At 71.0% G+C, this 25,080-nt stretch carries 1 protein-coding gene; it reads right to left on the bottom strand.

All coding sequences use genetic code 11. The features are described from left to right. Positions 1 to 43: 43 nt before the first annotated feature. Positions 44 to 24,817, bottom strand: coding sequence for a non-ribosomal peptide synthase/polyketide synthase (locus QGN31_RS10460; protein ID WP_326544699.1), 24,774 nt, complete (start codon positions 24,815 to 24,817; stop codon positions 44 to 46). Positions 24,818 to 25,080: the final 263 nt, after the last annotated feature.

Below are 25,080 nucleotides of genomic sequence, written 5' to 3'. Positions count from 1 at the left end.
GACTTCGGACGCGGCGGCGAAATACGCTGCAGCCCAAAATATTTCAGAGCAGACCGAGCAACCGCAGGTCGGTCACGTATTTGACGATCACCGCCGCGGTGATGTGCGGGATGTCGTTATCGGGGCCGATTTTGGCTTCCTGCACCGCGGCGCGGAACCGTTCGGTCGGTCCCAGGCAGCCGCGCGCCGGGTCCGCCGGCGGCACGTGTTGGGCGTTGCGCAACTGCAGCAGCTGCAGCACCGACTGGTGGCGCTGGCGTTCCGGCAGGGCGTGCAGCGCGGTCTCCATCCGGTGCAGCCACTCCCCGAAGTCGTCGACCCGCTCGATCGGATATCCGGCCTCGATGACCCAGTCGACGTACTCGTCGAGCCCGATGCCGTCGTCGTGCGGGTTCATCACGTGATAGGTCTCGAACCCTGCGGCCGAATCGCGGCCCACCTGGGCGCCCAGCGTGGTGATCGACTCGGCGACGAACTCGACCGGCAGGGCGTCGAAGTGCGCGCGTTGCCGGTTGCCGCGGGCGTCGAGCTGGTAGAACGAACGCGGCGCGACGCCGCTGGCGACGACGCTGAACAGCAACCGGGTGAACATGTCGGACAGGTTGAGCTGGCCCGCGTAGGTGGTGTCGGCCAGGATCATGTCGCAGCGGAACACGCCGACGGGCAGCGCGCACAGGTCGTGGGCCTCGCGCAGCAGCACCTCGCCGGCCCACTTGCTGTTGCCGTAGCCGTTGCCGTAGCTGCCGTCGATCGTGCGGATCGGGCCGGCGACGCGGACGTCGGCGTCCTCGGTGAACGCGGCCGGCTCGATCTGGTCGCCGACGTTGGCGGTCGAGACATACGTGTACGGCTTGAGTTTGGTGGTCAGCGCGAGCCGGATCAGCTCGGCGGTGCCGGCGACGTTGGGGGCGAACAGCTCGCTGTAGGGCAGCACGCCGTTGACCACCGCCGCGGAGTCCACGATGAGGTCGACGGTGTCGGCCAGCCGCTGCCAGGTCTGTTCGTCCAGGCCGAGATTGGCGCGGCCCTTGTCGCCGGCGATGACCTCGAGGTGGTCGGAAGCGAGCTCGTCGAAATACCGCCGCAAAGCGGGGTCCCCTGCAAAACCGGGAGGGTCGAAGGTCCTCTGCAGCCGGCGCCGCGCGTCCTCGTCGGAGGTGGCCCGCACCAGGCAGATCAGCTTGCCGTCGGCCAGTTCCAACCGTTCCAGCCATTGCAGCACCAGGTAGCGACCCAAAAAGCCGGTGGCCCCGGTCAGTAGCACCGTGCGCACCTCGGCGCTCGGCCCCGGCAGCGACGGCGCGGCGGCCAGCGTCGGGGCGTCGATGAACTTGTCCAGCGTGAGGTCGCAGGCGTACACCTCGGTGGCGTCGCGGCCGTGCACCGACGCGAAGTCGCCCTGGTGGCCTTCCCCGGCATCGTGATCGCGGTTGAGCTGCTGGCTCAGGCTGCGCACCGACGGCGCCTCGAAGACGGCGCGCACGGGCAGGTGGATGTCGAGGGCGTTGTAGATCGCGGCGACCAGGCGCATGGCCGACAGGGAATCCCCGCCCAGGTCGAAGAACGACTCCTGCACCCCGACCCGCTCGAGGCCCAGCACCTGGGCGTAGAGCCAGGCCAGGATCTCCTCGACCGCGGTGGCCGGGGCGAGGTAGTCGTCGCCGCCCTGGTAATCGGGGGCGGGCAGGGCGCGGACGTCGAGTTTGCCGGCGGGTGTCAGCGGCAGCCTGTCGAGCACCACCACCGCGGCCGGCACCATGTAGGCGGGCAGCCGGTCGGCCAGCAGGGTGCGGAGTTCGGCCGGGTTGGCCGTCCCGGTGATGTAGCCGACCAGACGCTTGTCGCCCGGGCGGTCCTCGCGGGCGATCACCAGCGCCTGCTCCACACCGTCCAGCGCGGCCAGCGCCAATTGGATTTCGCCGAGTTCGATGCGATACCCGCGGATCTTGACCTGTTCGTCGGCGCGCCCGACGTAGCGCAGCTGCCCGTCGGAACCCCACGACGCCAGGTCGCCGGTGCGATACATGCGCGCGCCCTCCCCGCCGAAGGGGCACGCCACGAACCGGGACGCGGTCAGACCGGGCCGGCCCAGGTAACCGGTCGACACGCCGCCCCCGGCCACGTACAGCTCGCCGACCACGCCCGCGGGCACCGGCTGCAGGCATCCGTCGAGCACGAACAGCGCGGCCCCGGATACCGGCGAACCGATCGGCGGCGCTTCGGGTCCCGGTGTCAGCGGCGCGCTGACGGCCGCGACGATCGTGATCTCGGTGGGGCCGTAGACGTTGACCATCACCCGCCCGGACGCCCACCGCTGCACGATTTCGGCCGGGCACGCTTCGCCCGCGACCGCCAGCACCGCGGACTCCAGGCCCTCGGTCGAGAGCATCGTCACCTCGGACGGTGTCTGGGTCAGCATGTCGACGCGTTCGGCGACGAGCAAGGCGTGCAGGTCTTTCGGGGAACGCACGACCTCGTCCGGTACGACGAGCACCCGCCCGCCGTGCAGCAGCGCGCCGAAGATCTCCCACACCGAGAAGTCGAACGCCAGGGAATGGCAGTGGCTCCACACCCGTGCCGGTGCCGCGGGCAGACCGGCGGCCCCCAGGGAGGCGAACAATTGCGTGGCGTTGTGGTGGGTGACCGCCACGCCCTTGGGAACTCCGGTGGTGCCCGAGGTGTAGATCGTGTACGCGATGTGGTGCGGCGCGGGCGCCGGCAACGCCGTGGTGGGCCGGTGCTGGATCGCCGGGTCATCGATATCGATGACGAGCACGTCGAAATCGTCGAGGCGCGAGCGGTGTTCGGCGGTGGTGAGCACCGCCGCCGGTGCGGCGTCGGCGAGCATGAAGTCGATTCGGGCGGCGGGCAGGCCTGGGTCGATCGGGACGTACGCGGCCCCGGTTTTGAGCACCGCCAGGATGGCGACGACGGCCCGCGCCGAGCGCTCGGTGAGCAGCGCCACGCACTGCCCCGGCCCGCAGCCGTGGTCAACGAGCAAGTGCGCCAATCGGTTTGCTGACTGGTCGAGTTCGCGGTAGGTCCAGGAATCCGCACCGTGGGTGACGGCCACCGCTTGCGGGGTGCGCGCGACGTGGTCGGCGAACACCTCGGGTATCGACATCGGCGGGCGCGACGGGCCGTCCAGCACCGCGCGGTTGCCGATCGCGTCGAGGCGGGCGTGCTCGTCGGGGCCGAGCACGTCGATCGACGACAGCCGCCGGGCGGGGTCGGCGGTCATGGCTTCCAGTACGCGATGCAGCCGGGTGATCAGCGCCTCGATGGTGGCGGTGTCGAACACGTCGGTGCGGAACTCCACGGCCCCGCCGATGCCCTCGGGCCGGCCGTCGGCGCTCCAGCGTTCGGCCAGCGACCACGCGAGATCCATACGCGCGGTGCGGGTGTCGACCGGCAGCGGGGTGACGCGCACGTCGCCCAGGCTCAGCTCCGCTGAGTCGGTGTTCTGCCAGGCCAGCATGACCTGCACCAGCGGATGGTGCGCGAGGCTGCGGGCCGGGTTGAGCCGTTCGACGAGGACCTCGAACGGCACGTCCTGATGCTCGTAGGCGGCCAGGCTGCGTTGGCGCACCCGCGCCAGTAGTTCGGCCATCGTGGGGTCGCCGCCGAGATCGACGCGCAGCACCAAGGTGTTGACGAAGAAGCCCACCACATCGTCGAGGGCCGGGTCGCGCCGCCCGGCGATCGGGAAGCCCACCGCCACATCAGAACTCGCGCTGACCTTGGCCAACAGCACCGCCAGCGCGGCCTGCACCACCATGAAGCTCGTCGCGTTATGCGCGCCCGCCACCGCGCGCACCCGCTGCTGCAACTCCGCGGGCCAGTCGATGGCCACGCTCGCGCCGCGGAAATCGGCCACCAACGGATACGGACGGTCCGTGGGCAATTCGAGCTGCTCGGGCATTCCGGCCAGGGTGTGTTCCCAATACCGCAGCTGTCCGGCGATCAGGCTGTGCGGATCCTGCAGTTCGCCGAATTGGGCGCGCTGCCAGAGCGTGTAGTCGACGTACTGCACCGGCAGCGGCGCCCAGTCCGGGGCGCAGCCGGCCGAGCGGCTGGCGTAGGCCTCCCCCAGGTCGCGCACCAGCGGGGTGAGCGACCACCCGTCGGCGGCGATGTGGTGCACCACGGCCACCAGCAGGTGTTCGTCGTCGCTCACCCGGAAAAGCATTGCCCGCAGCGGGATTTCGGTGGCCAGGTCGAACCGGTGACCCACCAGGGTCTCGACCGCGTTGCCCAGCCGGGTGGTCGACCACCCGCGCGCGTCGCTGATCTGCCAGCCGCAGTCGGCGTCGTCCACATCGACGACCAGCTGCCGCGGTATCCCCTCCCGCGCCGGGAACCTCGTCCGCAGGCTCTCGTGGCGGGCCATCACGTCGGCCAGCGCCGCGCCGAAGGCCTCGGCGTCCAGGCGCCCGTGCAGCTGCAACGCGATCGCCATGTTGTGCACCGGTGAGGTCCCGTGCAATTGGCCCATGAACCACAGCCGCGACTGGGCGAACGACAACGGCACCATCTCCGGCCGCTCGGCGGCCACCAGCGGCGCGCGCGCTCCGCCGTCGGTGCCCAGGCGCGCCGCCAGCCGGCGAATGGTGGGCGCCTCGAACAGGGCCCGCACGCCGAGGTGGACGTCGAGGCCGGCGTTGACCTCCGCGACCAGGCGCATGGCCGACAGCGAGTCCCCGCCGAGGTCGAAGAAGGAGTCGTCGATCCCGACGTTCTCGACGCCCAGGACGTGGGTGTAGATGTCGGCCAGGGCCCGCTCGACGGCGGTGGTCGGGGCGCGGTAGTGATCGGAGCCCTGCGACCGGTGCGAGTGGTCGGGTGCGGGCAGCGCGCGGGTGTCGAGTTTTCCGTTGGCGGTCAGCGGCATTGCGTCGACGGCGAGCACCGTGGCCGGGACCATGTAGGCCGGCAGATGCTCGGCCAGCCGGGCGCGGACCTCGACCGGATCGGCGGTCCCGGTGATGTAGCCGACGAGCCGTTTGTCGCCGGGCCGGTCCTCGCGGGCGACGACCGCGGCCTGTTCGATGCCGTCCAATTCGGTGAGCGCGGACTGGATCTCGCCGAGCTCGATGCGGTAGCCGCGGATCTTGACCTGCTCGTCGGCGCGGCCGAGATAGTGCAGCTGTCCGCCCGGGCCCCACCGCACCAGATCCCCGGTGCGGTACATGCGCGCGCCGTCCTCGCCGAACGGGCAGGCGACGAACCGGGACGCCGTCAGGCCGGCCCGGCCGACGTAACCGGCCGCGACGCCGGAACCGGCGATGTACAGCTCGCCCGTCACACCCTCGGGCACCGGCCGCAGCCACGCGTCGAGCACGAAAAATCCCAGATGCGCCAATGGCATTCCGATGGGGCTGGCGTTGGTGTCGATGTCGTTGTCGACGATCTCCCGGTAGGAGGCGTGCACCGTCGTCTCGGTGATGCCGTACATGTTGATCACGCGCGGCCGGTGGGGATGGCTGTCGAGCCACTTCGCCAGCCGTTGCGGGCTCAGCGCTTCGCCCCCGAACACGAGGGCCCGGACGTTGAGCCGCGGGCCCGACCGCGCGCCGTCCAGGCTCTGCAGCGCCGAGAACGCCGACGGGGTTTGGCTCAGCACGCTGACGTTCTCGGCGATCAGCAAGGCGTGCAGGTCTTCCGGCGAGCGCACCACCTCGTCGGGCACGACCAGCAGGCGTCCGCCGCCCAGCAGGGCGCCGAAGATCTCCCACACCGAGAAGTCGAAGGCCAGCGAATGGCACTGGCTCCACACCCCCGCCGGCGCCGGCCGGTCGTGCAGCGAGGCGAGCAGGTGGGTGACGTTGTGGTGGGTGACCGCCACGCCCTTGGGGGTGCCGGTGGTGCCGGAGGTGTAGATGACGTAGGCGATGTTGTCGTCGGCCGGCGGCGGCAGGGCGGTGGCGGGCCGGGTGTGCACGGCGGGGTCGTCGGCGTCGATGACAGCTCCGTCGAAACCGTCGAGCCGGTCTCGCAGTTCCGCGGTGGTGAGGGCGACGATCGGTGCGGCGTCGGTCAGCATGAATGCGACCCGGGTGTCCGGCATCGCCGGGTCGATCGGCAGGTAGGCGGCCCCCGTCTTCAGCACCGCCACGATCGCGACGATCGCGGGCGCCGAGCGCTCCATCAGGACGGCGACGCACCGCCCCGGCCGCGCTCCCCGCTCAACGAGCAAGTGCGCCAACCGGTTTGTGGACTCATCGAATTCGCGGTAGGTCATCGAACGGTCCCGGTCGCTCAGCGCCACCGCTTCGGGGGTGCGCGCGACGTGGGCGGCGAACAGTGCCGGGATCGAGGCCCGGGTCAAGGCCGATGCGTGCGGTGGCCGGGTCAACGCCGCCCGGTTGCCGATCGCGTCGAGCCGGGCGTGCTCGTCGGGGCCGAGCACGTCGATCGACGACAGCCGCCGGGCGGGGTCGGTGGTCATGGCCGCCAGCACCCGCTGCAATCGTTCGATCAGACTTTGGATGGTGGCGGTGTCGAACACGTCGGTGCGGAACTCCACGGCCCCGCCGATGCCCTCGGGCCGGCCGTCGGCGCTCCAGCGTTCGGCCAGCGACCACGCGAGATCCGTGCGGGCGGTGCGGGTGTCGACCGGCAGCGCGGTGACGCGCACGTCGCCCAGGCTCACGTCGGTGGGTTCGTCGTTCTGCCAGGCCAGCATGACCTGCACCAGCGGATGGTGCGCGAGGCTGCGGGCCGGGTTGAGCCGTTCGACGAGGACCTCGAACGGCACGTCCTGATGCTCGTAGGCGGCCAGGCTGCGTTGGCGCACCCGCGCCAGTAGTTCGGCAATCGTGGGGTCGCCGCCGAGATCGACGCGCAGCACCAAGGTGTTGACGAAGAAGCCCACCACATCGTCGAGGGCCGGATCGCGCCGCCCGGCGATCGGGAAGCCCACCGCCACATCCGAACTCGCGCTGATCTTGGCCAACAGCACCGCCAGCGCGGCCTGCACCACCATGAAGCTCGTCGCGTTATGCGCGCCCGCCACCGCGCGCACCCGCTGCTGCAACTCCGCGGGCCAGTCGATGGCCACGCTGGCCCCGCGGAAATCGGCCACCAACGGATACGGACGATCGGTGGGCAGTTCCAGCCGTTCCGGCAGGCAGGCCAGCGCCTCCTCCCAGTACGCGAGCTGCGCGGCGATCGGGCTGCCCGGGTCTTCCAGGTCACCGAACTGGGCGCGCTGCCAGAGCGTGTAGTCGACGTACTGCACCGGCAGCGGCGCCCAGCCCGGCGCATCCCCGACCGACCGGCTGGCATAGGCGAGCGCCAGGTCGCGCACCAGCGGAGTCAGCGACCACCCGTCGGCCGCGATGTGGTGCACCACGGCCACCAGCACGTGTTCCTCGTCGCTCACCCGGAAAAGCATTGCCCGCAGCGGGATTTCGGTCGCCAGGTCGAAGGTGTGCCGGGCCGCGTCGCGGATGGCGCCCTCCAGCCGGGCCGGTGACCAGCCGGTGGCGTCGATGGTCTGCCATGTGACGTCGGCCCGATCGGGCGACAGCACCACCTGCTGCGGTATGCCCTCGGTGGCGGCGAACACCGTCCGCAAACTCTCGTGCCGCGCCACCACATCGGCGAACGCGGCACCCAGCGCACCTGCGTCCAGGCGCCCGGCGAGGCGCAGTGCCGCCGCCATGTTGTACACCGGCGACGGGCCGTGCAGCTGATCGATGAACCACAGCCGCGATTGGGCGAACGACAACGGCACCACCGCCGGCCGCTCGCGCGGCTCCACGCCGGCCAGGCGCCCGCCGTTCGCGCTGACGCGCGCCGCCAGCTCGCCGATTGTGGGCGCTTCGAACAGCGTTCGCACGCCGAGGTGCGCGTCGAGACCGGAGTTGATCGCGGCGATCACCCGCATGGCCGACAGCGAATCCCCGCCCAGGTCGAAGAAGGAGTCGTCCGCGCCGACGCGCTCGAGCCCGAGCACCTGGGCGTAGATGCCGGCCAAGATCTCCTCGGTGGGCGTGGCCGGCGCCCGATACCGGCCGCCGGTGTATTCGGGCGCCGGCAGGGCCCCGGTGTCGAGTTTGCCGTTCGGTGTCAGGGGCAATGCCTCGATCGCCACCACCGCGGCCGGCACCAGGTAGGCCGGCAGCCGGTCGGCCAGCCGGGCGCGCAGCTCGACCGGGTCGGCGGTGCCGGTGATGTAGCCGACGAGCCGCTTGTCGCCGGGCGTGTCCTCGCGGGCGATCACCGCGACCCGCCCGACGCCGTCCAATTCGGCGAGCGCGGACTGGATTTCGCCCAGCTCGATGCGGTGGCCGCGGATCTTGACCTGGTGGTCGGCGCGGCCGACGTAGTGCAGCCGCCCGTCCGGCGCCCACCGCACCAGGTCCCCGGTGCGGTACATGCGCGCACCGGCCGCGCCGAACGGACAGGCGACGAACCGCGACGCCGTCAAACCGGGACGGCGCGGATACCCGACGGCGACCCCGTGCCCCGCCACGTACAGCTCACCGACCGCACCGGCGGGCACCGGCCGCAGCCAGTCGTCCAGCACGAACAGCGCCGCCCCGGGCACCGGCGACCCCAGGGGCGGCGCTCCGGCGCCCGCGGTCAGCGGCGCACTGAGCGTCGCGTCCACGGTGGTTTCCGTCGGGCCGTAGGCGTTGATCATCACGCGGCCCGGCGCCCATTGGTCCGCGAGCGCGGCCGGGCAGGGCTCGCCGCCGATGATCAACGCCGAGCGCAGCTTTCGCGGTGACAGAGCGGTCAGCGCCGACGGGGTGTGGCTCAGCACGCTCACCCGCTCGGCGGCCAGCAGGGCGTGCAGCTCGTCCGGTGAGCGTGTCACCGACTCGGGCACCACCACCAGCCGACCGCCGCAGGCCAGCGCGCCCCAGATCTCCTGCACCGAGACGTCGAAGCCGTACGAGTGGCATTGTGACCATACCCCCGCCTCGGGCAGCGTCGCGTGCAGCGATTCCAGCAGCTGGGTGACGTTGCGGTGGGTCACCGCAACACCTTTGGGGACGCCGGTCGTCCCCGAGGTGTAGATGACGTAGGCGATGTTCTCGGGCGCGGGCGCCGGCAACGGCCCGGTGGGCCCGGCGTCGGCCTCGCCGGCGTCGAGGACCGGCAGCTCGAATCCGTCCAGCCGGGCCCGCAGGCCGGCGGCGGCGACCGCGGCGACCGGGGTGGCGTCGCCGAGCATGAACTCGAGGCGCGCCGCGGGCAGCGCGGGGTCGATCGGCAGGTAGGCGGCCCCCGCCTTGAGCGTCGCGAGGATCGCCACGATCGCCTCGGCCGAACGCGGGAACAGCAGCGCCACGCACTCCCCGGGCCCCGCGCCGCGCTCGATCAGCCTGTGCGCCAATCGGTTCGATGCCTCGTCGAGTTCGCGGTAGGTCATCGAACGGCCCTCGAAAGTGACCGCTCCCGCGTCGGGGACGCGGGAGACCTGCGCGGCGAACAGCGCCGGGAGCGATAGGGCGGCGCTCGACTCGGCGGCCAGCACTGCTTGGTTTCCCCACAGTTGCAGCTGGGCGCGCTCCGGCGCGTCGAGCGCATCCAGTGATCGCAACGGCCGATCCGGATCGGCGGGCATGGCCGTCAGGAGCCGGCGCAGGCGGTCGGCCAGGGCGTCGACGGCGGCGGGTTCGAAGACGTCGGTGTCGAATTCGATGCGCAGGCGCAGTTCGTCGCCCGGCACGGCTTGCAGCGACAGCGGGTAGTGGTTGTAGTCGTGGCTGGTGAATTCGGTGGCGGTCAGGTCGTCGGCCGCCGATAGCGCGGCGGCGTCGATCGGATAGTTCTCGTACACCAGCAACGTGTCGAACAGTTGGTCGTGTCCGGTGACGCGGTGGATTTCGTTCAGCGCCAGGTGCTGGTGCTCGACGGTGTCGTTGTGGGCGCGTTGCAGCCGGTCCAGAAATTCGGCGACGGTCGTCGTCGCGGTGGCCTGGGCGCGCACCGGCACGGTGTTGATCAGCAGGCCCACCATGGATTCGGCGCCGGGCAATTCCGCCGGCCGGCCGGACACCGCGGTGCCGAAGGCGACGTCGTGCCGGCCGGTCAGCGACATCAGCAGTTGCGCCCAGGCGGCCTGCAGCACGGTGTTGAGGGTGGTGCGGCAGGAGCGGGCGAGTTCGCCGAGCGCACCGGTGGTTTCGGCGGAGAGCCGGACAGCGGCGGCTCCCCGCGGCCCGAGCTCCGCCCGACCCGCCGGGCCCACCAGGGCGGGGGTGTCGAAACCGTCGAGCGCGTCGCGCCACGCGGCGCGGGCGGCCGGAGCGTCGCGGGCCGCCAGCCAGGTGACGAAGCGGCGGTAGGGCGGCGCAGCCGGTAGCCGCGACCCGTAGTAGCAGGCGAAGATCTCCTGCAGCAGGATCGGTAGTGACCAGCCGTCCATCACGATGTGGTGGACGGTGAGCACGAACCGGAATTCCTGGTCCGCGGTGCGAATCAGCGTGGCCCGCAGGGGTGGCTGGTCGTCGAGGTCTCGCACCGCGGCGCGTTCTGCGGCGGACATCCGCCGGACCTGGTCGTCGATGTCGTCGGCGTCGCCGTCGAGTTCGACGTGGCGGTAGGCGATTTCGGGGGTGACCGGGATGATCTGCACCGGGTCGCCGAAGCCGGAGCAGAATCGGGCGGCGAGGTTGGGGTGGCGGGCGACGGCGTTCTGCACGGCGTGGTGGAGCCGCTGGGGGTCGAGGCCGCCGCGCAGCGTGATGGTCAGCTGCACCGCGTACACGTCGCCGTCGGGTTGCGTCGTCGAATGAAAGAGCAGCCCCTGCTGCAGCGGGGTCAACGGCAGGATATCGGCGACGTCGTATCGCCGCTCGAGTTCGTCGATCTGCTGCTGGTCCAGGCGGGCCGGTGCGATGTCCGACGGCGTCAGCCCGCCGCCGTCGCGGCGCACGTGTGCGCAGATGCCGGCCAGGGCGTCAAACCACAACCGGCTCAACCGGTTTACCTGATCGTGGGTGAGCGCCGAGGACGCCCACGTCCAGCTGGCGTGCAGGTGCGGGCCGTCCTCGGTGTCCATGGTGCCGGCGTTGAGTTCCACCGTGTGCGGCAACGGCAGGGCCGCCGCCGCCGCCGCGGCGCCCAGCGCGTGGCTGTTCGGGCTGAGTTGCCATAGCCCGTCGGACGATTCGGCGGGCGCTCCCCCGAGGCGGCCCAGGTAGTTGAAGCCGATGGCCGGGTCCGGACCGCCCAGGTCCGCTTCGGGATTCAGGTAGCGCAACAGCCCGTAGGTCAGGCCGTCGGGCAGCCCGCGCAACTGCTCCTTGGCGTCCTTGATCACCGCCCCCAGCGCGGCCTCACCCGCGACCACGCGAGCCCAGTCCAGCCCGCCGACGTCGAGGGCCACCGGGTACTTGGCGGTGAACCACCCGACGGTGCGGGACAGGTGCACGTGGGGGGCCAGTTCCTCGTTGCGCCCGTGGCCCTCGACGTCGATGCCGATCGGCCTCGCCGTTCCCAGGAATTCGGTGAATGCCAGCCCGAAGGCGATCAGCAGGATGTCTTGCACCCCGGCGTGAAACGCGGCGGGCACCTCGCCCAGCAGCTGGCGGGTCGTCTCGGCGTCCAGCGCCGCCGACAACTGCCCGGCCGTCTCATAGGTGTCCCACGGCTGGGCGGGCGGCAACGCCGGCGGCGTCTCGGTGATTCGCCGCCACACCTCCGCCAGCTCGGTCACCGCCGGATCCTTCGCGTGCTGGGCCAGTAGCGACGACCAGCGGGCGAACGAGGTGCCGGGGGCGGGCAGCTCGATCGGTTGGCCGCGGTGATGTTGGGCCCAGGCGATGTTGAGGTCCTCGATCAGGGTCCGCCAGGACACACCGTCGACGGCCAGGTGGTGGACGATCAATGCCAATTGGTTTGTCGCGCTTGCCCATACCGCGCACACCAGCACGCCGGCGCCGGGGTTCAGCCGCGCGCGGGCCCGCATCAGCGCCTCCTCCGAGAGCGCGTCGACGGTGCGCAGGCAGGCCCGGGCGTCCACCGAGCCCGCTTCGGGAACGTGTATGTCCCAGCCGCCGGCCCCGTCGTCGTCGACGCAGAGCCGCAGCGTGGGATGGCGGTCCAGCAGCGCCTGCAGCACGACCGCCACGTCAGCCTGGCCCACCCCGGCGGGCGCCGCCAGCACCATGGTCTGGTTGAACTGCTCGATGGGGCCGTCCATGTCGCGCAGCCAACGCATGATCGGGGTGGCCACCACCGGCCCGATCCCCTCGTCGACCACGTCGTCCTCGCCGGTGGCCAGCGTGACGACCCGCGCCAGCCGGGCCACCGACTGCTCGACGAAAACATCGCGGGGCCGGCACATTACGCCGGCCGCGCGAGCCCGGGCCACCACCTGCATCGACAGGATGCTGTCGCCGCCCAAGTCGAAGAACGAGTCGTCCACCCCGACCCGTTGGACGCCCAGCACCTGGGCGTAGATGCCGGCCAAGATCTGCTCGATGGCGTTTTCCGGAGCGCGATATCCGTTGCCGCCCTGGTAGTCCGGTGCCGGCAGGGCGCGGGTGTCGAGCTTGCCGTTGGCCGTCAACGGCAACGCGTCCAGCACCACCACCGCCGACGGCACCATGTAGGACGGCAGCCGCTCGGCGAGCCGCGCCCGGGTCTCGGACGGGTCGGCGGTCCCGGTCACGTAGCCCACCAGCCGCGCGGCGGCAGGGTCGTTCCGGGCGATCACCGCGGCCTGCTCGACGCCGTCCAATTCGGCGAGGGCGGAGCGGATTTCGCCCAGTTCGATGCGGTGGCCGCGGATCTTGACCTGCTCGTCGGCGCGACCGAGGTACTCCAGCTGACCGTCGCGGCCCCAGCGCACCACGTCCCCGGTGCGATACATCCGCGTTCCGTTACCGCCGAACGGGCACGCCACGAACCGCGAGGCCGTCAGCGCCGCCCGGCCCAGGTAGCCCGCGGCGACGCCGCGTCCGGCGATGTACAGCTCGCCGACCACGCCGGGCGGCACCGCGCGCAACCATCGGTCCAGCACGAACAGGGCGGCCCCGGGCACCGGCGACCCGATCGGCACCGGAGCGGAGCCCGCCGTCAGCGGCGCCGTCATGGCCGCGTACATCGTGGTCTCGGTGGGGCCGTATTGATTGACCATCACCCGTCCGGGGGCCCACCGGTCCATGACCTCGACCGGGCACGGCTCGCCGCCGACGACCAGCGCCACCGAGTCCAGCCCGTGCGGCGAGAGCGCCGCCACCGCCGACGGGGTCTGGCTCAGCACGGTGACGCGTTCGGCAATCAGCAAGGCGTGCAGGTCTTCCGGCGAGCCGACGATGTCGTCGGGGACGACGACGAGGCGTCCCCCGCGCAGCAGCGCGCCGAAGATCTCCCAGACCGAGAAGTCGAAGGCCGGCGAGTGGCAGTGGCCCCACACCCGCCCCAGGTCCAGTTGGGCGTCCACCGACCGCAACAGCTGGGTGACGTTGTGGTGCGTGACCGCCACACCCTTGGGCACGCCGGTGGTCCCGGAGGTGTAGATGACGTACGCAATGTCGTCGGGCGACGGGTCCGGCAGCCCGGTGGCGGGCTGCGTGGCCAGGGCGGGGTCGTCGACGTCGATGATGTGCCCGGCGAATGCGCCCAACCGTGGCCGCACCTCGGCGGTGGTCACCGCCGCGATCGGTTCGGCGTCGGTGAGCATGAACTCGATGCGGGCGGTCGGCAGCGCCGGGTCGATCGGCACATACGCGGCCCCGGTCTTGAGGACCGCCAGGATCGCCACGATCGCTTCGGCCGACCGTGGCATCGCCACCGCGACCCGCTGGCCCGGCGCGGCGCCGCAACCAATCAGACTGTGCGCCAACCGGTTTGTGATCTCGTACACTTCACGGTAGGTCCACGCCCGCTCGCCGCAGGTGATCGCGACTGCCTCGGGGTCCCGTGCCACCTGCGCGGCGAACAAGGCCGGGATGGACGCGCGTGCGGTCGCGGGCCGGGTCAGCACGGCGCGGTTGCCGATGGCGTCGAGGTGGGCGCGCTCGGATTCGTCGAGGACGTCGATCGCGGACAGCGGCCGGGTGGGGTCGGCGGTCATGGCGGCCAGCACGTGTTGCAAGCGCGTGACGAGTGACTCGATGCTGGCCGCATCGAAGACGTCGGTGCGGAACTCCACCGCCCCGGCGATGCCGACGGGCTCTCCGTCCTCGTCCCACCGTTCGGCCAGCGACCACACCAGATCCATGCGGGCGACCTGGGTTTCGAGCGGCAGCGGCGTCGCCCGCACGTCGCCGAGGCTCATGTCGACGGGGTCGTTGTTCTGCCAGGCCAGCATGACCTGGACCAGCGGATGATGCGCCATGTCGCGGGCTGGGTTGAGCCGTTCCACCAGCACCTCGAACGGCACATCCTGGTGTTCGTAGGCCGCCAGGCTGCGCCGGCGCACCCGGCCCAGCAGTTCGGCGACGGTGGGGTCGCCACTGAGGTCGACCCGCAGAACCAGGGTGTTGACGAAGAACCCGACCACCTCATCCAGGGCGGGGTCGCTCCGCCCGGCGATCGGGAACCCCACGGCCACATCGGGACTGGCGCTCAACGCGGACAGCAGCACCGCCAGGGCCGCCTGGACGACCATGAAGCTCGTTGCGTTGTGTGCCCGCGCCAGCTCGGCGACTTGGTGCTGCAGGGCGGCCGGCCAGTGCACGTCCACGCTGGACCCGCGATGGTCGGCCACCAGCGGGTAGGGCCGATCCGTGGGCAGCTCAACGTGTTCCGGCAGCCCGGCCAGGGCGCGCTCCCAATAGTCCAGTTGCGCCGCGATGGGGCTGTCGGGGTCGTCGAGGTCGCCGAATCGGCCCCGTTGCCACAGGGTGTAGTCGACGTATTGCACCGGCAGCGGCGCCCAATCCGGCGCCCGCCCGCCGCGGCGGGCCGCGTAGGCCTCCCCCAGATCGCGCACCAGCGGGGTCACCGACCATCCGTCGGCGGCGATGTGGTGGACGACCGCCACCAACACGTGTTCGTCCTCGCCGGTGTGGAATAGCCAGGCCCGCAACGGGATTTCGGTGGCGAGGTCGAAGGTGTAGCGCGCCGCGTCCTGGGTGGCCTCCGCCAGCCAGGACGAGGGCCACCGCGTCGCGTCGACGACCTGCCAGTGGACGTCGGCCCGTTTGGCGGGCAGCACGACCTGTTGGGGGGCGCCCTCGGGGGCGAGGAAGATCGTCCGCAGGCTTTCGTGTCGGGCCACCACGTCGTCCAGGGCGGCCCCCATCGCGTCGGCATCCAGGCGGCCGGAAAGGCGCAGGGCGACCGCCATGTTGTACATCGGCGAGGGCCCCTGCAGCTGATCGATGAACCACAGGCGGGTCTGGGCGAACGACAACGGAAGCAGCGCCGGGCGCTCGCCGGCCACCAATCGTCCGGCGCGGCCGGCGCCGGCCTCGACCCGGAGCGCCAGCTGCGCGACCGTGGGGGCCTCGAACACGGATCGGACGGTCAGCCCGGCGTCCAGGTCGGCGTTGATCGCGGTGATCAAACGCATCGCCGAGAGGGAGTCGCCGCCGAGGTCGAAGAAGGAATCGTCGACGCCGACCCGTTCGACGCCGAGCACCCGGGCGTAGACGCCCACCAGAGTCTCCTCGACCGCGTTGTCCGGGGCCCGATACCGGCCGGCGTCCCGGTAGTCCGGGGCCGGCAGGGCGGCGGTGTCGAGCTTGCCGTTGACCGTCAACGGCATCGCGTCGAGCACCACCACCGCCGCCGGCACCATGTAGGTGGGGAGCCGCTGACCCAACCGGGCCCGAATGTCGGCGGAGTCAGCGGCTCCGGTCACATAGCCGACGAGACGCCTCTCGTCGGCACGATCTTCGCGGGCGAGCACCGCGGCTTGCTCGATACCCTCCAATTCGGCCAGGGCGGAGCGGATTTCGCCCAACTCGATGCGATAGCCGCGAATCTTGACCTGCTCGTCGGCGCGGCCGACATAGTGCAACTGTCCGTCGCGGTCCCATCGGGCGAGGTCGCCGGTGCGATACATCCGTGCGCCGGCCCCACCGAACGGGCACGCCACAAATCGCGACGCCGTCAGCCCCGCCCGCCCCAGATAGCCCACGCCCACCCCGGCACCGGCGACGTACAACTCCCCCACCACGCCGGCGGGCACCGGGCGCAGGCACCCGTCCAGCACGAAGAGCGCGGCTCCGGCCACCGGCGACCCGATTGCCGGTGGCCCGGACCGCGCCCGCCCCGCTGTCAGAGGTGGGCTGTGCGACACCCACATGGTGGTCTCCGTCGGGCCGTACACGTTGACCATCACCCGGGCGGGCGCCCACCGATCCACCAGCTCAGCCGGACACGGTTCGGCGCCCACCACCACCGTGACCGTCTCCAAGCCCCGCGGCGACAGCATCCCCAGCGCCGACGGCGTCTGGGTCAACACGGTGACACGCTCGCCAATGAGTTTGGCGCGCAACTCTTCCGGCGACCGGGCCTCCGTATCGGGCACCACCACCAGCCGCCCGCCGTGCAGCAGCGCACCCCAGATCTCCCACACCGAGAAATCGAATGCCAGCGAATGGCACTGGCTCCACACCTGATCGGGCCCCAGTTCCACCCCGGCGTCCAGCGCACCGAACAGCTGCGTCACGTTCGCGTGGGTGACCGCCACCCCTTTGGGCGTACCCGTGGTGCCCGACGTGTAGATGACGTGTGCGACGTCGTCGGCCGCCGGCCCCGCCGCCACCGGCGTCGCCGGATGCGCCGCCAGGGCCGGGTCGTCGACCTCGACGATCGCCCCGCCGAATTCTCCTAGCCGCGAACGCAACTCGGCGCTGGTCACCACGGACCGCATGCCGGCGTCGGCGACCATGAAGCCGATCCGCGCCGCCGGCACCGCCGGGTCCATCGGCACATAGGCCGCCCCCGTTTTCAGCACCCCCAGAATCGCGATTACGGCCTCGGCCGAGCGCTCGAGCAGCAGGCCCACGCGCTGGCCGCGGCCCACACCGCGGCCAACCAGCAGGTGCGCCAGCCGATTCGCGTCCGACTCCACTTGCTCGTAGGTCCACGATCGCCCAGCGCACCTGATCGCCACCGCGTGCGGCGCGCGCTGCACCCACGCGCCGAACAGCGCCGGGACCGACGCCCCCGCGCTCGGCCGGCGCAATGCCGAACGATTGGCGCACTGGTCAAGGCGGGCGTGCTCGTCGTCGTCGAGCACGTCGATCGACGAGAGTCTGCGACCGGGGTCGGCGGCCATGGCGACCAGCACCCGCCGCAACCGTTCGGTGAGCACACGGATGGTGTCCGCGTCGAACAGGTCGGTGCGGAACTCGACGGTGCCGCCGATTCCCGCGGGCCGGCCGTCGCCGCTGCGGCGTTCTAACAAGGAGAACGTCAAATCGGTACGCGCGGTGCGGGTCTGCACCGGAACCGCGGTGATCTGCAGTTCACCCAGGCTCAGCTCGGCGGGATCGTTGCCCTGCCAGGCCAACATCACCTGCGTCAGCGGATGATGCGCCAGGGAACGGGTGGGGTTGAGTCGCTCCACCAGGAACTCGAACGGCACGTCCTGATTTTCGTAGGCCGCCAGGCTGCTCCGGCGGACCCGGGCCAACACGTCGGCAACGCTGGGATCGCCGGCCAGATCGACCCGCAGCACCAACGTGTTGACGAAGAAGCCCACCAGTTCGTCCAGGGCGGGATCGCGCCGCCCGGCGATCGGAAAGCCCACGGCCACATCGGAAGTCGCGGCGATCTTGCCGAGCAGTACCGCCAGGGCGGCCTGCACCACCATGAAGCTGGTGGCGTTGTGCGCCCGCGCCACGGCGCGGATGTGTTGCTGCAACTCGGCTGGCCAGTCGATGTCCACGTTGGCGCCGCGGTAGTCGGCCACCGCCGGGTACGGTCGATCCGTCGGCAGCTCGACCCTTTCGGGCAGGCCCGCCAGCGTCCGCTCCCAATACGCGAGTTGCTCGACGATCGGGCTCTCCGGGTCGTCGAGGTCTCCGAATTGGGCGCGCTGCCAGAGGGTGTAATCCACGTACTGCACCGCCAGCGGAGACCATTGTGGGGCCCGTCCGGCGCAGCGGCCGGCATAGGCGACCCCCAGGTCGTGCACCAGAGGATTCAGCGACCAACCATCCGCAGCAATATGATGGACCACCGCCACCAGCACATGCTCGTCGTCGGAGGCACGGAAAAGCTTGGCCCGCAAGGGTATTTCGGCTGACAGATCAAATGCATAATCGGCTGCGGCATCAACGCCCTCCTTTATCCGTGCCGGCGACCAGCCGGCGGCATCTATTACTTCCCACCCGATATCGACCCCCTCGGCGGGCAACACCACCTGTTGTGGCGTCCCGTCGGACACGGCGAACACCGTGCGCAAACTCTCGTGGCGGCCCACCACGTCGACGAGCGCGGCCCGCAGCGCCTCCACCTGCAGCGGCCCGCGCAGCCGCAACGCTGCTGCCATGTTGTACATCGGCGAGGGCCCCTGCAGCTGATCGATGAACCACAGCCGGGACTGCGCGAACGACAACGGCACCACCGCCGGCCGGTCGGCCGCCGCGACCCGCGAGAGCCGCTCCGCACCCTCGTCGAGGCGCGGAGCCAATTGGGCCACCGTGGGCGCCTCGAACAACGCGCGCACCGAAACCCCGGCATCCAGAGCGGCATTCACGGCCGCGATCAGGCGCATCGCCGACAGCGAGTCCCCGCCGAGGTCGAAGAAGGAGTCGTCCACACCGACGCGCTCCACCCCCAGCACCTGGGCGTAGATGCCGGCCAGGATCTCCTCGATGGCGCTCGCCGGCGCCCGGTAGCGGTCGACGTCGGAGTACTCCGGGGCGGGCAGGGCGCGGGTGTCGAGCTTGCCGTTGACCGTCAGCGGCAGCACGTCGAGCACCACCACCGCCGCCGGCACCATGTAGGTGGGGAGCCGCCGACCCAACCGGGCCCGAATCTCGGAAGGGTCGGCGGCTCCGGTCACATAACCGACGAGACGCTTGTCGCCGGCACGATCCTCACGAACGAGCACCGCCGCCTGCTCGACGCCCTCGACGTCGGCCAGCGCGGCACGGATCTCGCCCAACTCGATGCGGTAGCCGCGGATCTTGACCTGCTCGTCGGCGCGGCCGATGTACTGCAGTTGCCCGTCGGCGCTCCAGCGGACGAGGTCACCGGTGCGATACATCCGCGCGCCGGGCCCACCGAAGGGGCAGGCCACGAAACGGGTGGCCGACAGCCCCGGGCGGCCCACGTAGCCGGTGGCCAATCCCTTACCGGCGACGCACAACTCGCCGACCACCCCGACCGGCACCGGGCGCAGCCACCCATCGAACACGAAGAAGGCGAGGTTGCCCAACGGCACCCCGATCGGGCTCACGTTGTTGTCGACGTCGCCGCGAAGGATCTCGCGAAACGAGGCGTGCACCGTGGTCTCGGTGATGCCGTACATGTTGATCATCCGCGGCAGGCCGGGATGGTGATGCAGCCACGTCGACAGCCGGCGCGGCTCCAACGCCTCCCCGCCGAACACCACCGTCTGCAACTTCAGCTGCTCACCCAGCTCCGGGGCCAACGCGTCGGCACTCTGCAGCGCATAGAACGCCGACGGCGTCTGGCTGAGCACGCTGACCTGCTCGCGAACCAGCAAGGCGCGCAAGTCATCTGGTGATCGCACGACATCGTCGGGCACGACGACCAGGCGACCTCCGTGCAGGAGAGCGCCGAAGACCTCCCACACCGAGAAGTCGAAAGCCAGGGAATGGCACTGGGTCCAGACCTGCCCGACGTCGAGTTGAGCGTCGATGGACTCCAGCAGCTGGGTGACGTTGCTGTGGGTGACCGCCACCCCCTTGGGAACGCCGGTGGACCCCGAGGTGTAGATGATGTAGGCGATGCTGTCCGCCGACGGCACCGGCAGGCCCGTGGCGGGCTGGCCGGCGACGGCGGGGTCGTCGATGTCGATGATCTGCCCGGCGAAGCCACCCAACTGCGGCCGCACCTCGGCGGTGGTCACCGCCGCGATCGGCGCGGCGTCACCGAGCACGAACTGCACCCGCGCCGCCGGCACGCTCGGGTCGATCGGCACGTAGGCGGCGCCCGTCTTGAGCACCGCCAGGATCGCCACGATCGCCTCGGCCGACCGCGGCACCGCGACCGCGACCCGCTGGCCCGGGCCCGCGCCCCGCTCAACGAGCAAGTGCGCCAACCGATTTGTGGCCTCGTACAGGTGGCGGTAGGTGAACGACCGCCCGCCGCAGGTGATCGCCACCGCCCCCGGGCCGCGGGCCACCTGCGCGGCGAACAACGCCGGGATCGACACCAGGGCGGCCATGGACGGCATGGTCAACACCGCGCGGTTGCCGATGTCGTCGAGCCGTTCGCGCTCGGCGGCGTCGAGCAGGTCGATCGCCGACAGCGGGCGGTCGGGGTCGGCGGTCATGGCCGCGAGCATCCGGCGCAGCCGCTCGATCAGCGTCTCGATGCTGTCCGCGTCGAACACGTCGGTGCGGAACTCCACCATGCCGCCGATGCCGGCGGGCGCGCCCTCCTCGTCCCACCGTTCGGCCAGGGAGAACACCAGGTCCATGCGGGCGACCTGGGTGTCGACCGGCAGCGGGGTGACCCGAACGTCGCCCAGCTCCAGCCCGGCGGCGGGGCCGTCGTGCTGCCAGGGCAGGTTCTGCCAGGCCAACACCACCTGGACGAGCGGATGATGCGCCAGGTCGCGGGTGGGATGGAGCCGGTCCACCAGGACTTCGAAGGGTACGTCCTGGTGTTCGTAGGCCGCCAGGCTGCGCTGGCGCACCCGGGCCACCAGCTCGGCGACGCTGGGGTCGCCGCTCAGGTCGACCCGCAAAATCAGGGTGTTGACGAAAAAGCCGACGACATCGTCGAGCGCCGGATCGCCGCGGCCGGCGATCGGGAAGCCCACCGCCACATCGGAACTCGCGCTGACCTTCGACAGCAGCACGGCCAGGGCCGCCTGCACGACCATGAAGGTGGTCGCGTTGTGGGCCCGCGCCACCTGCGCGACCCGCTGCTGCAGTTCGGCCGGCCACTCGACGTCGATGCGCGCGCCGCGGTGGTCGGCGACCGGCGGGTAGGGGCGATCGGTCGGCAGTTCGAGGCGTTCGGGCATCCCGGCCAGCGCGTCCTGCCAGTACCTCAGCTGCGCGGCGATGGGGCTGCCCGGATCGTCGAGGTCACCGGATTGGGCGCGTTGCCATAGCGTGTAGTCGACGTATTGCACCGGCAGCGGCGCCCAATCCGGGGCCTGCCCGCGGGACCTGCGCACGTAGGCCGCGCCGAGGTCGCGCGCCAGCGGGGTCAGCGACCATCCGTCCGCGGCGATGTGGTGGGCCACCGCCACCAACACGTGGTCGTCCTCGGCGAGCCGGAAAAGCTTTGCCCGCAAAGGGATTTCGTTGGAAAGGTCGAATCGGTGGCACGCCTCGGTCTCGATGGCCTGGCTCAGCCGGCCGACCGGCCATCCGCCGGCGTCGATGACCTGCCAGCCGACCCGGGCGCGCTCGACCGGGACCACCACCTGCCGGGGCGTCCCCTCGGACGCGACGAACACCGTGCGCAAGCTTTCATGGCGTGCCACCACGTCGCCCAGCGCGGTGCCCATGGCGTCGGGGTCCAGCGGCCCGCGCAGCCGCAGGGCGACGGACATGTTGTGCACCGGCGACGGACCGTGCAGCTGGTCGAGGAACCACAGGCGGGATTGCGCGAACGACAGCGGCACCACGGCCGGCCGCTCGGCCGCGACGACCCGCGCGAGCGTGCTTCCCCCGCCGCACACCCGCGGCGCCAGCTCGGCGACCGTGGGCGACTCGAACAAGGTCCGCACCCCGAGGTGGGCGTCGAGGCCGGTGTTGACCGCGGAGACCAGCCGCATCGCGGACAGCGAGTCGCCGCCGAGGTGGAAGAAGGAGTCGTCGATCCCGACGCGTTCGACGCCGAGGACCCGGGCGAAGATGCCGGCCAGGATTTCCTCGATGGCGCTTTCCGGGGCGCGATATCCGTTGCCGCCCTGGTAGTCCGGGGCGGGCAGGGCGCGGGTGTCGAGCTTGCCGTTGACCGTCATCGGCAGCGCGTCGAGCGCCACGACCGCCGACGGGACCATGTACGTGGGGAGCCGCCGACCCAACCGGGCCCGAATATCGGTCGGGTCAGCGGCTCCTGTCACATAGCCGACGAGACGCTTCTCGCCGGCACGATCTTCACGGACGAGCACCGCCGCGTGTTCAACGCCCTCCACCTCGAGCAGCGCGGCGCGGATCTCGCCCAATTCGATGCGATACCCACGCACCTTAACCTGTTCATCGGCGCGGCCCAGATACTGCAGCTGCCCCTCCCCGGATCCGGAGCGGCCCCAGCAGACCAGGTCGCCGGTGCGGTACATGCGGGTGCCGGGTTCGCCGAACGGGCAGGCCATGAACCGCGACGCGGTCAGCCCGGGACGCCGCCAATAGCCGACACCGACACCTTCGCCGGCCAGGTACAGCTCCCCGACCACCCCGGCGGGCACCGGGCGCAACCACTCGTCGAGCACGAAGAACGCCGCCCAGCTCACCGGGGAGCCGATCGGCGGGAAGCCCGACCCCGCCGTCAAGGGCGCGCTCTTGCACGCCCACATCGTGGTCTCGGTCGGGCCGTACACGTTGACCATCACCCGACCCGGCGCCCAGCGGTCCACCAGCTCCGGCGGGCAGGGCTCGGCGCCGATCACCAACGCCGTGGAGTCCAGGCCGTCGGTGGGCAGCAGCCCCACCGCCGAGGGGGTCTGGGTCAACACCGTGACGCCCTCGCGCACCAGCAGGGCGTGGAACTCCTCGGGTGAGCGGGCCACCGCATCCGGCACGACGACCAGGCGCCCGCCATGCAGCAGCGCGCCCCAGATCTCCCACACCGAGAAGTCGAACGCATAGGAGTGGAATTGGGTCCACACCTGCTCGGCCGACAAGGCGAAACCGAGCCGCAGGTCGTCGAACAACTGCGCGACGTTGTGTTGAGTCACCGCAACGCCTTTGGGCACACCGGTGGTGCCCGAGGTGTAGATCAAATGGGCCAAATCCGTCGGATCCGGCGCCCGCAAAGCGGTGCACGGCGCGCCCGCCACGGCCGGGTCGGCCACGTCGACGACGATCAGGTCGAAGCCGTCGAACCTGTCGGCCAGGTCGGCGGTGGTGACCGCGGCCACCGGGGCGGCGTCGGTGAGCATGAACTCCACCCGGGCCGCCGGCAGGGCGGGATCGATCGGCAGATACGCCGCGCCGGACTTGAGCACCGCCAGGATCGCCACGATCGCCTCGGCCGACCGCGAAAACAGCAGCGCCACAAACGCACCCGGGCCGGCGCCGCGGTCGACCAGCACGTGCGCCAGCCGGTTGGCGGCCTCGTCGAGCTCGCGGTAGGTCATGGACCGGTCTTCGAACGTCAGCGCCACCGCATCCGGGGTGCGCGCCGCCTGCGCGGCGAGCAGCTCGACCACGGTCACGGGCGCCGCCGGCCGGCGCAACGCGGACGCGTTGCCCCATTCGTCGAGCCGGGCGCGCTCGTCGGCGTCGACGGCGTCGAGGGACAGCAGCCGCCGGGTCGGATCGGCCGTCATCGCGACCAAGAGCTGTTCGAGTCGGTCCGCCAGGCCGGCGGCGTCGAGGTGGGCCCACGGTTCCCACGCGCCCGCCGTGCTGAGGAAGAGGTCGTCGCCGTCGCCGGAGAAGATCAGCCCGAAGCCGTCCGCCTGACCGGAGTTCGTGTACGACGCCGAGGCCATGACGCCGCCGAAGGGCAGCGTGAACGCCGACGGGATGAAGTTGACGCTGACCCGTTCGGGCGGTTGCGTCAGGCCGCGGACCTTGCGCTCCAGCGCGTGCACCGGAAAGCGCTGGTGCTGGATCGCTTCGTCGATCCGCGTCTCGACGTGCTTGCAGAAGGCGGCGACGGTGGACTGCGGCGAGACGCTCAACACCAGCGGCACCACGCCGGCGACCATCCCGGGCAGCGTCTTCTGCTCCGGGCGCACGCGCCGGCTGACCGGGAAATCGAGCACCACGTCCGAGCCGTCGGCGGACCACCCGCGCACCAGCAGCGCGCAGGCCGCGGTGATGACCGACGTCTGGGACACCGCCCACACCTCGCAGAACCGATTGACGCGGCGCAGCACCCCGGGGTCCAGGGTCGTCGGGGCGGACGGCCACGGGTCGCGCTCCGTGGTGCCGTCGGGCGGCCGATGGTGACCCTGGCCGGCGGGGGGCAGGTTCGCCGTCCAATACGCCTCGTCGTCGCGGTAATCACCGGAGCGCTCGTACTGCGATTCGCAGTCGATCAGCTCCTGCAAGGAGCCGAAGACGGCCGTGGGAATGGGTCCGGCGGACACGATCGCGGAGTAGATCGAGGCGATGCGGTGACCGACCAGCGCGACGCCGGTCCCGTCGATGACGATGTGGTGGCAGCAGGCGAACAAGAAGAACTCGTCGCGCCGGGTCGCAAACAGGACGAACCGGAACAGCGGCCCGGTGAGCGGCATGGGCGTGCGCTGGATCGCCAGCGCCCGCCGGCGCGCTTCCCGCACGGGATCGGGCGCGTCGGTCAGGTCGTCAAAGGCCAGCTCGACGTCGGGGTAATCGATCGCCCGCTGGAAGACCTGGCCGTCCACCTCGAAGAAGGCCGCCCTGGCCGGCTCGGCCTCCCGCACCGCCTGCCGGATCGCCCACTGCAGGGCATCGCGCTGGACCACGCCGTCGATCCGTACGAACAGACCGAGCTGCCACTCGGTGTTGGAGTGACCTGTCTCGCGCGCCAGCCAGATGTCCAGCTGTCCGCGCGTCAGCGGAAGTGCTTGACGATCAAGCTGCATCCCACGCCCCAACCACAGGGTCTTCCTTTCAACCCCCCGGTTGTCTGATACCGCTCGCGCAGAAGCCCGGTCCGCTTCCGTTCGATGTAGCCCCGGCGTCGCAGTTCGTCGTTGACCGAGACGACCAGGCTGGCGGGTGTCGCTATCGAACGGCCGACGCTCACCGACTCCGGAAATCTCGTCTTCAACACGAGTGCAACAGTTGGGAAGGCTAGTAGACGCGAACCCCGGTAGTCCAGGGTTATCCAAACTTAATGTCCTGT

This window comes from Mycobacterium sp. 2-64, assembly GCF_035918375.1.
Classification (GTDB): Bacteria; Actinomycetota; Actinomycetes; order Mycobacteriales; family Mycobacteriaceae; genus Mycobacterium; species Mycobacterium intracellulare.
This window is presented reverse-complemented; position numbering and strand designations above follow the sequence as displayed.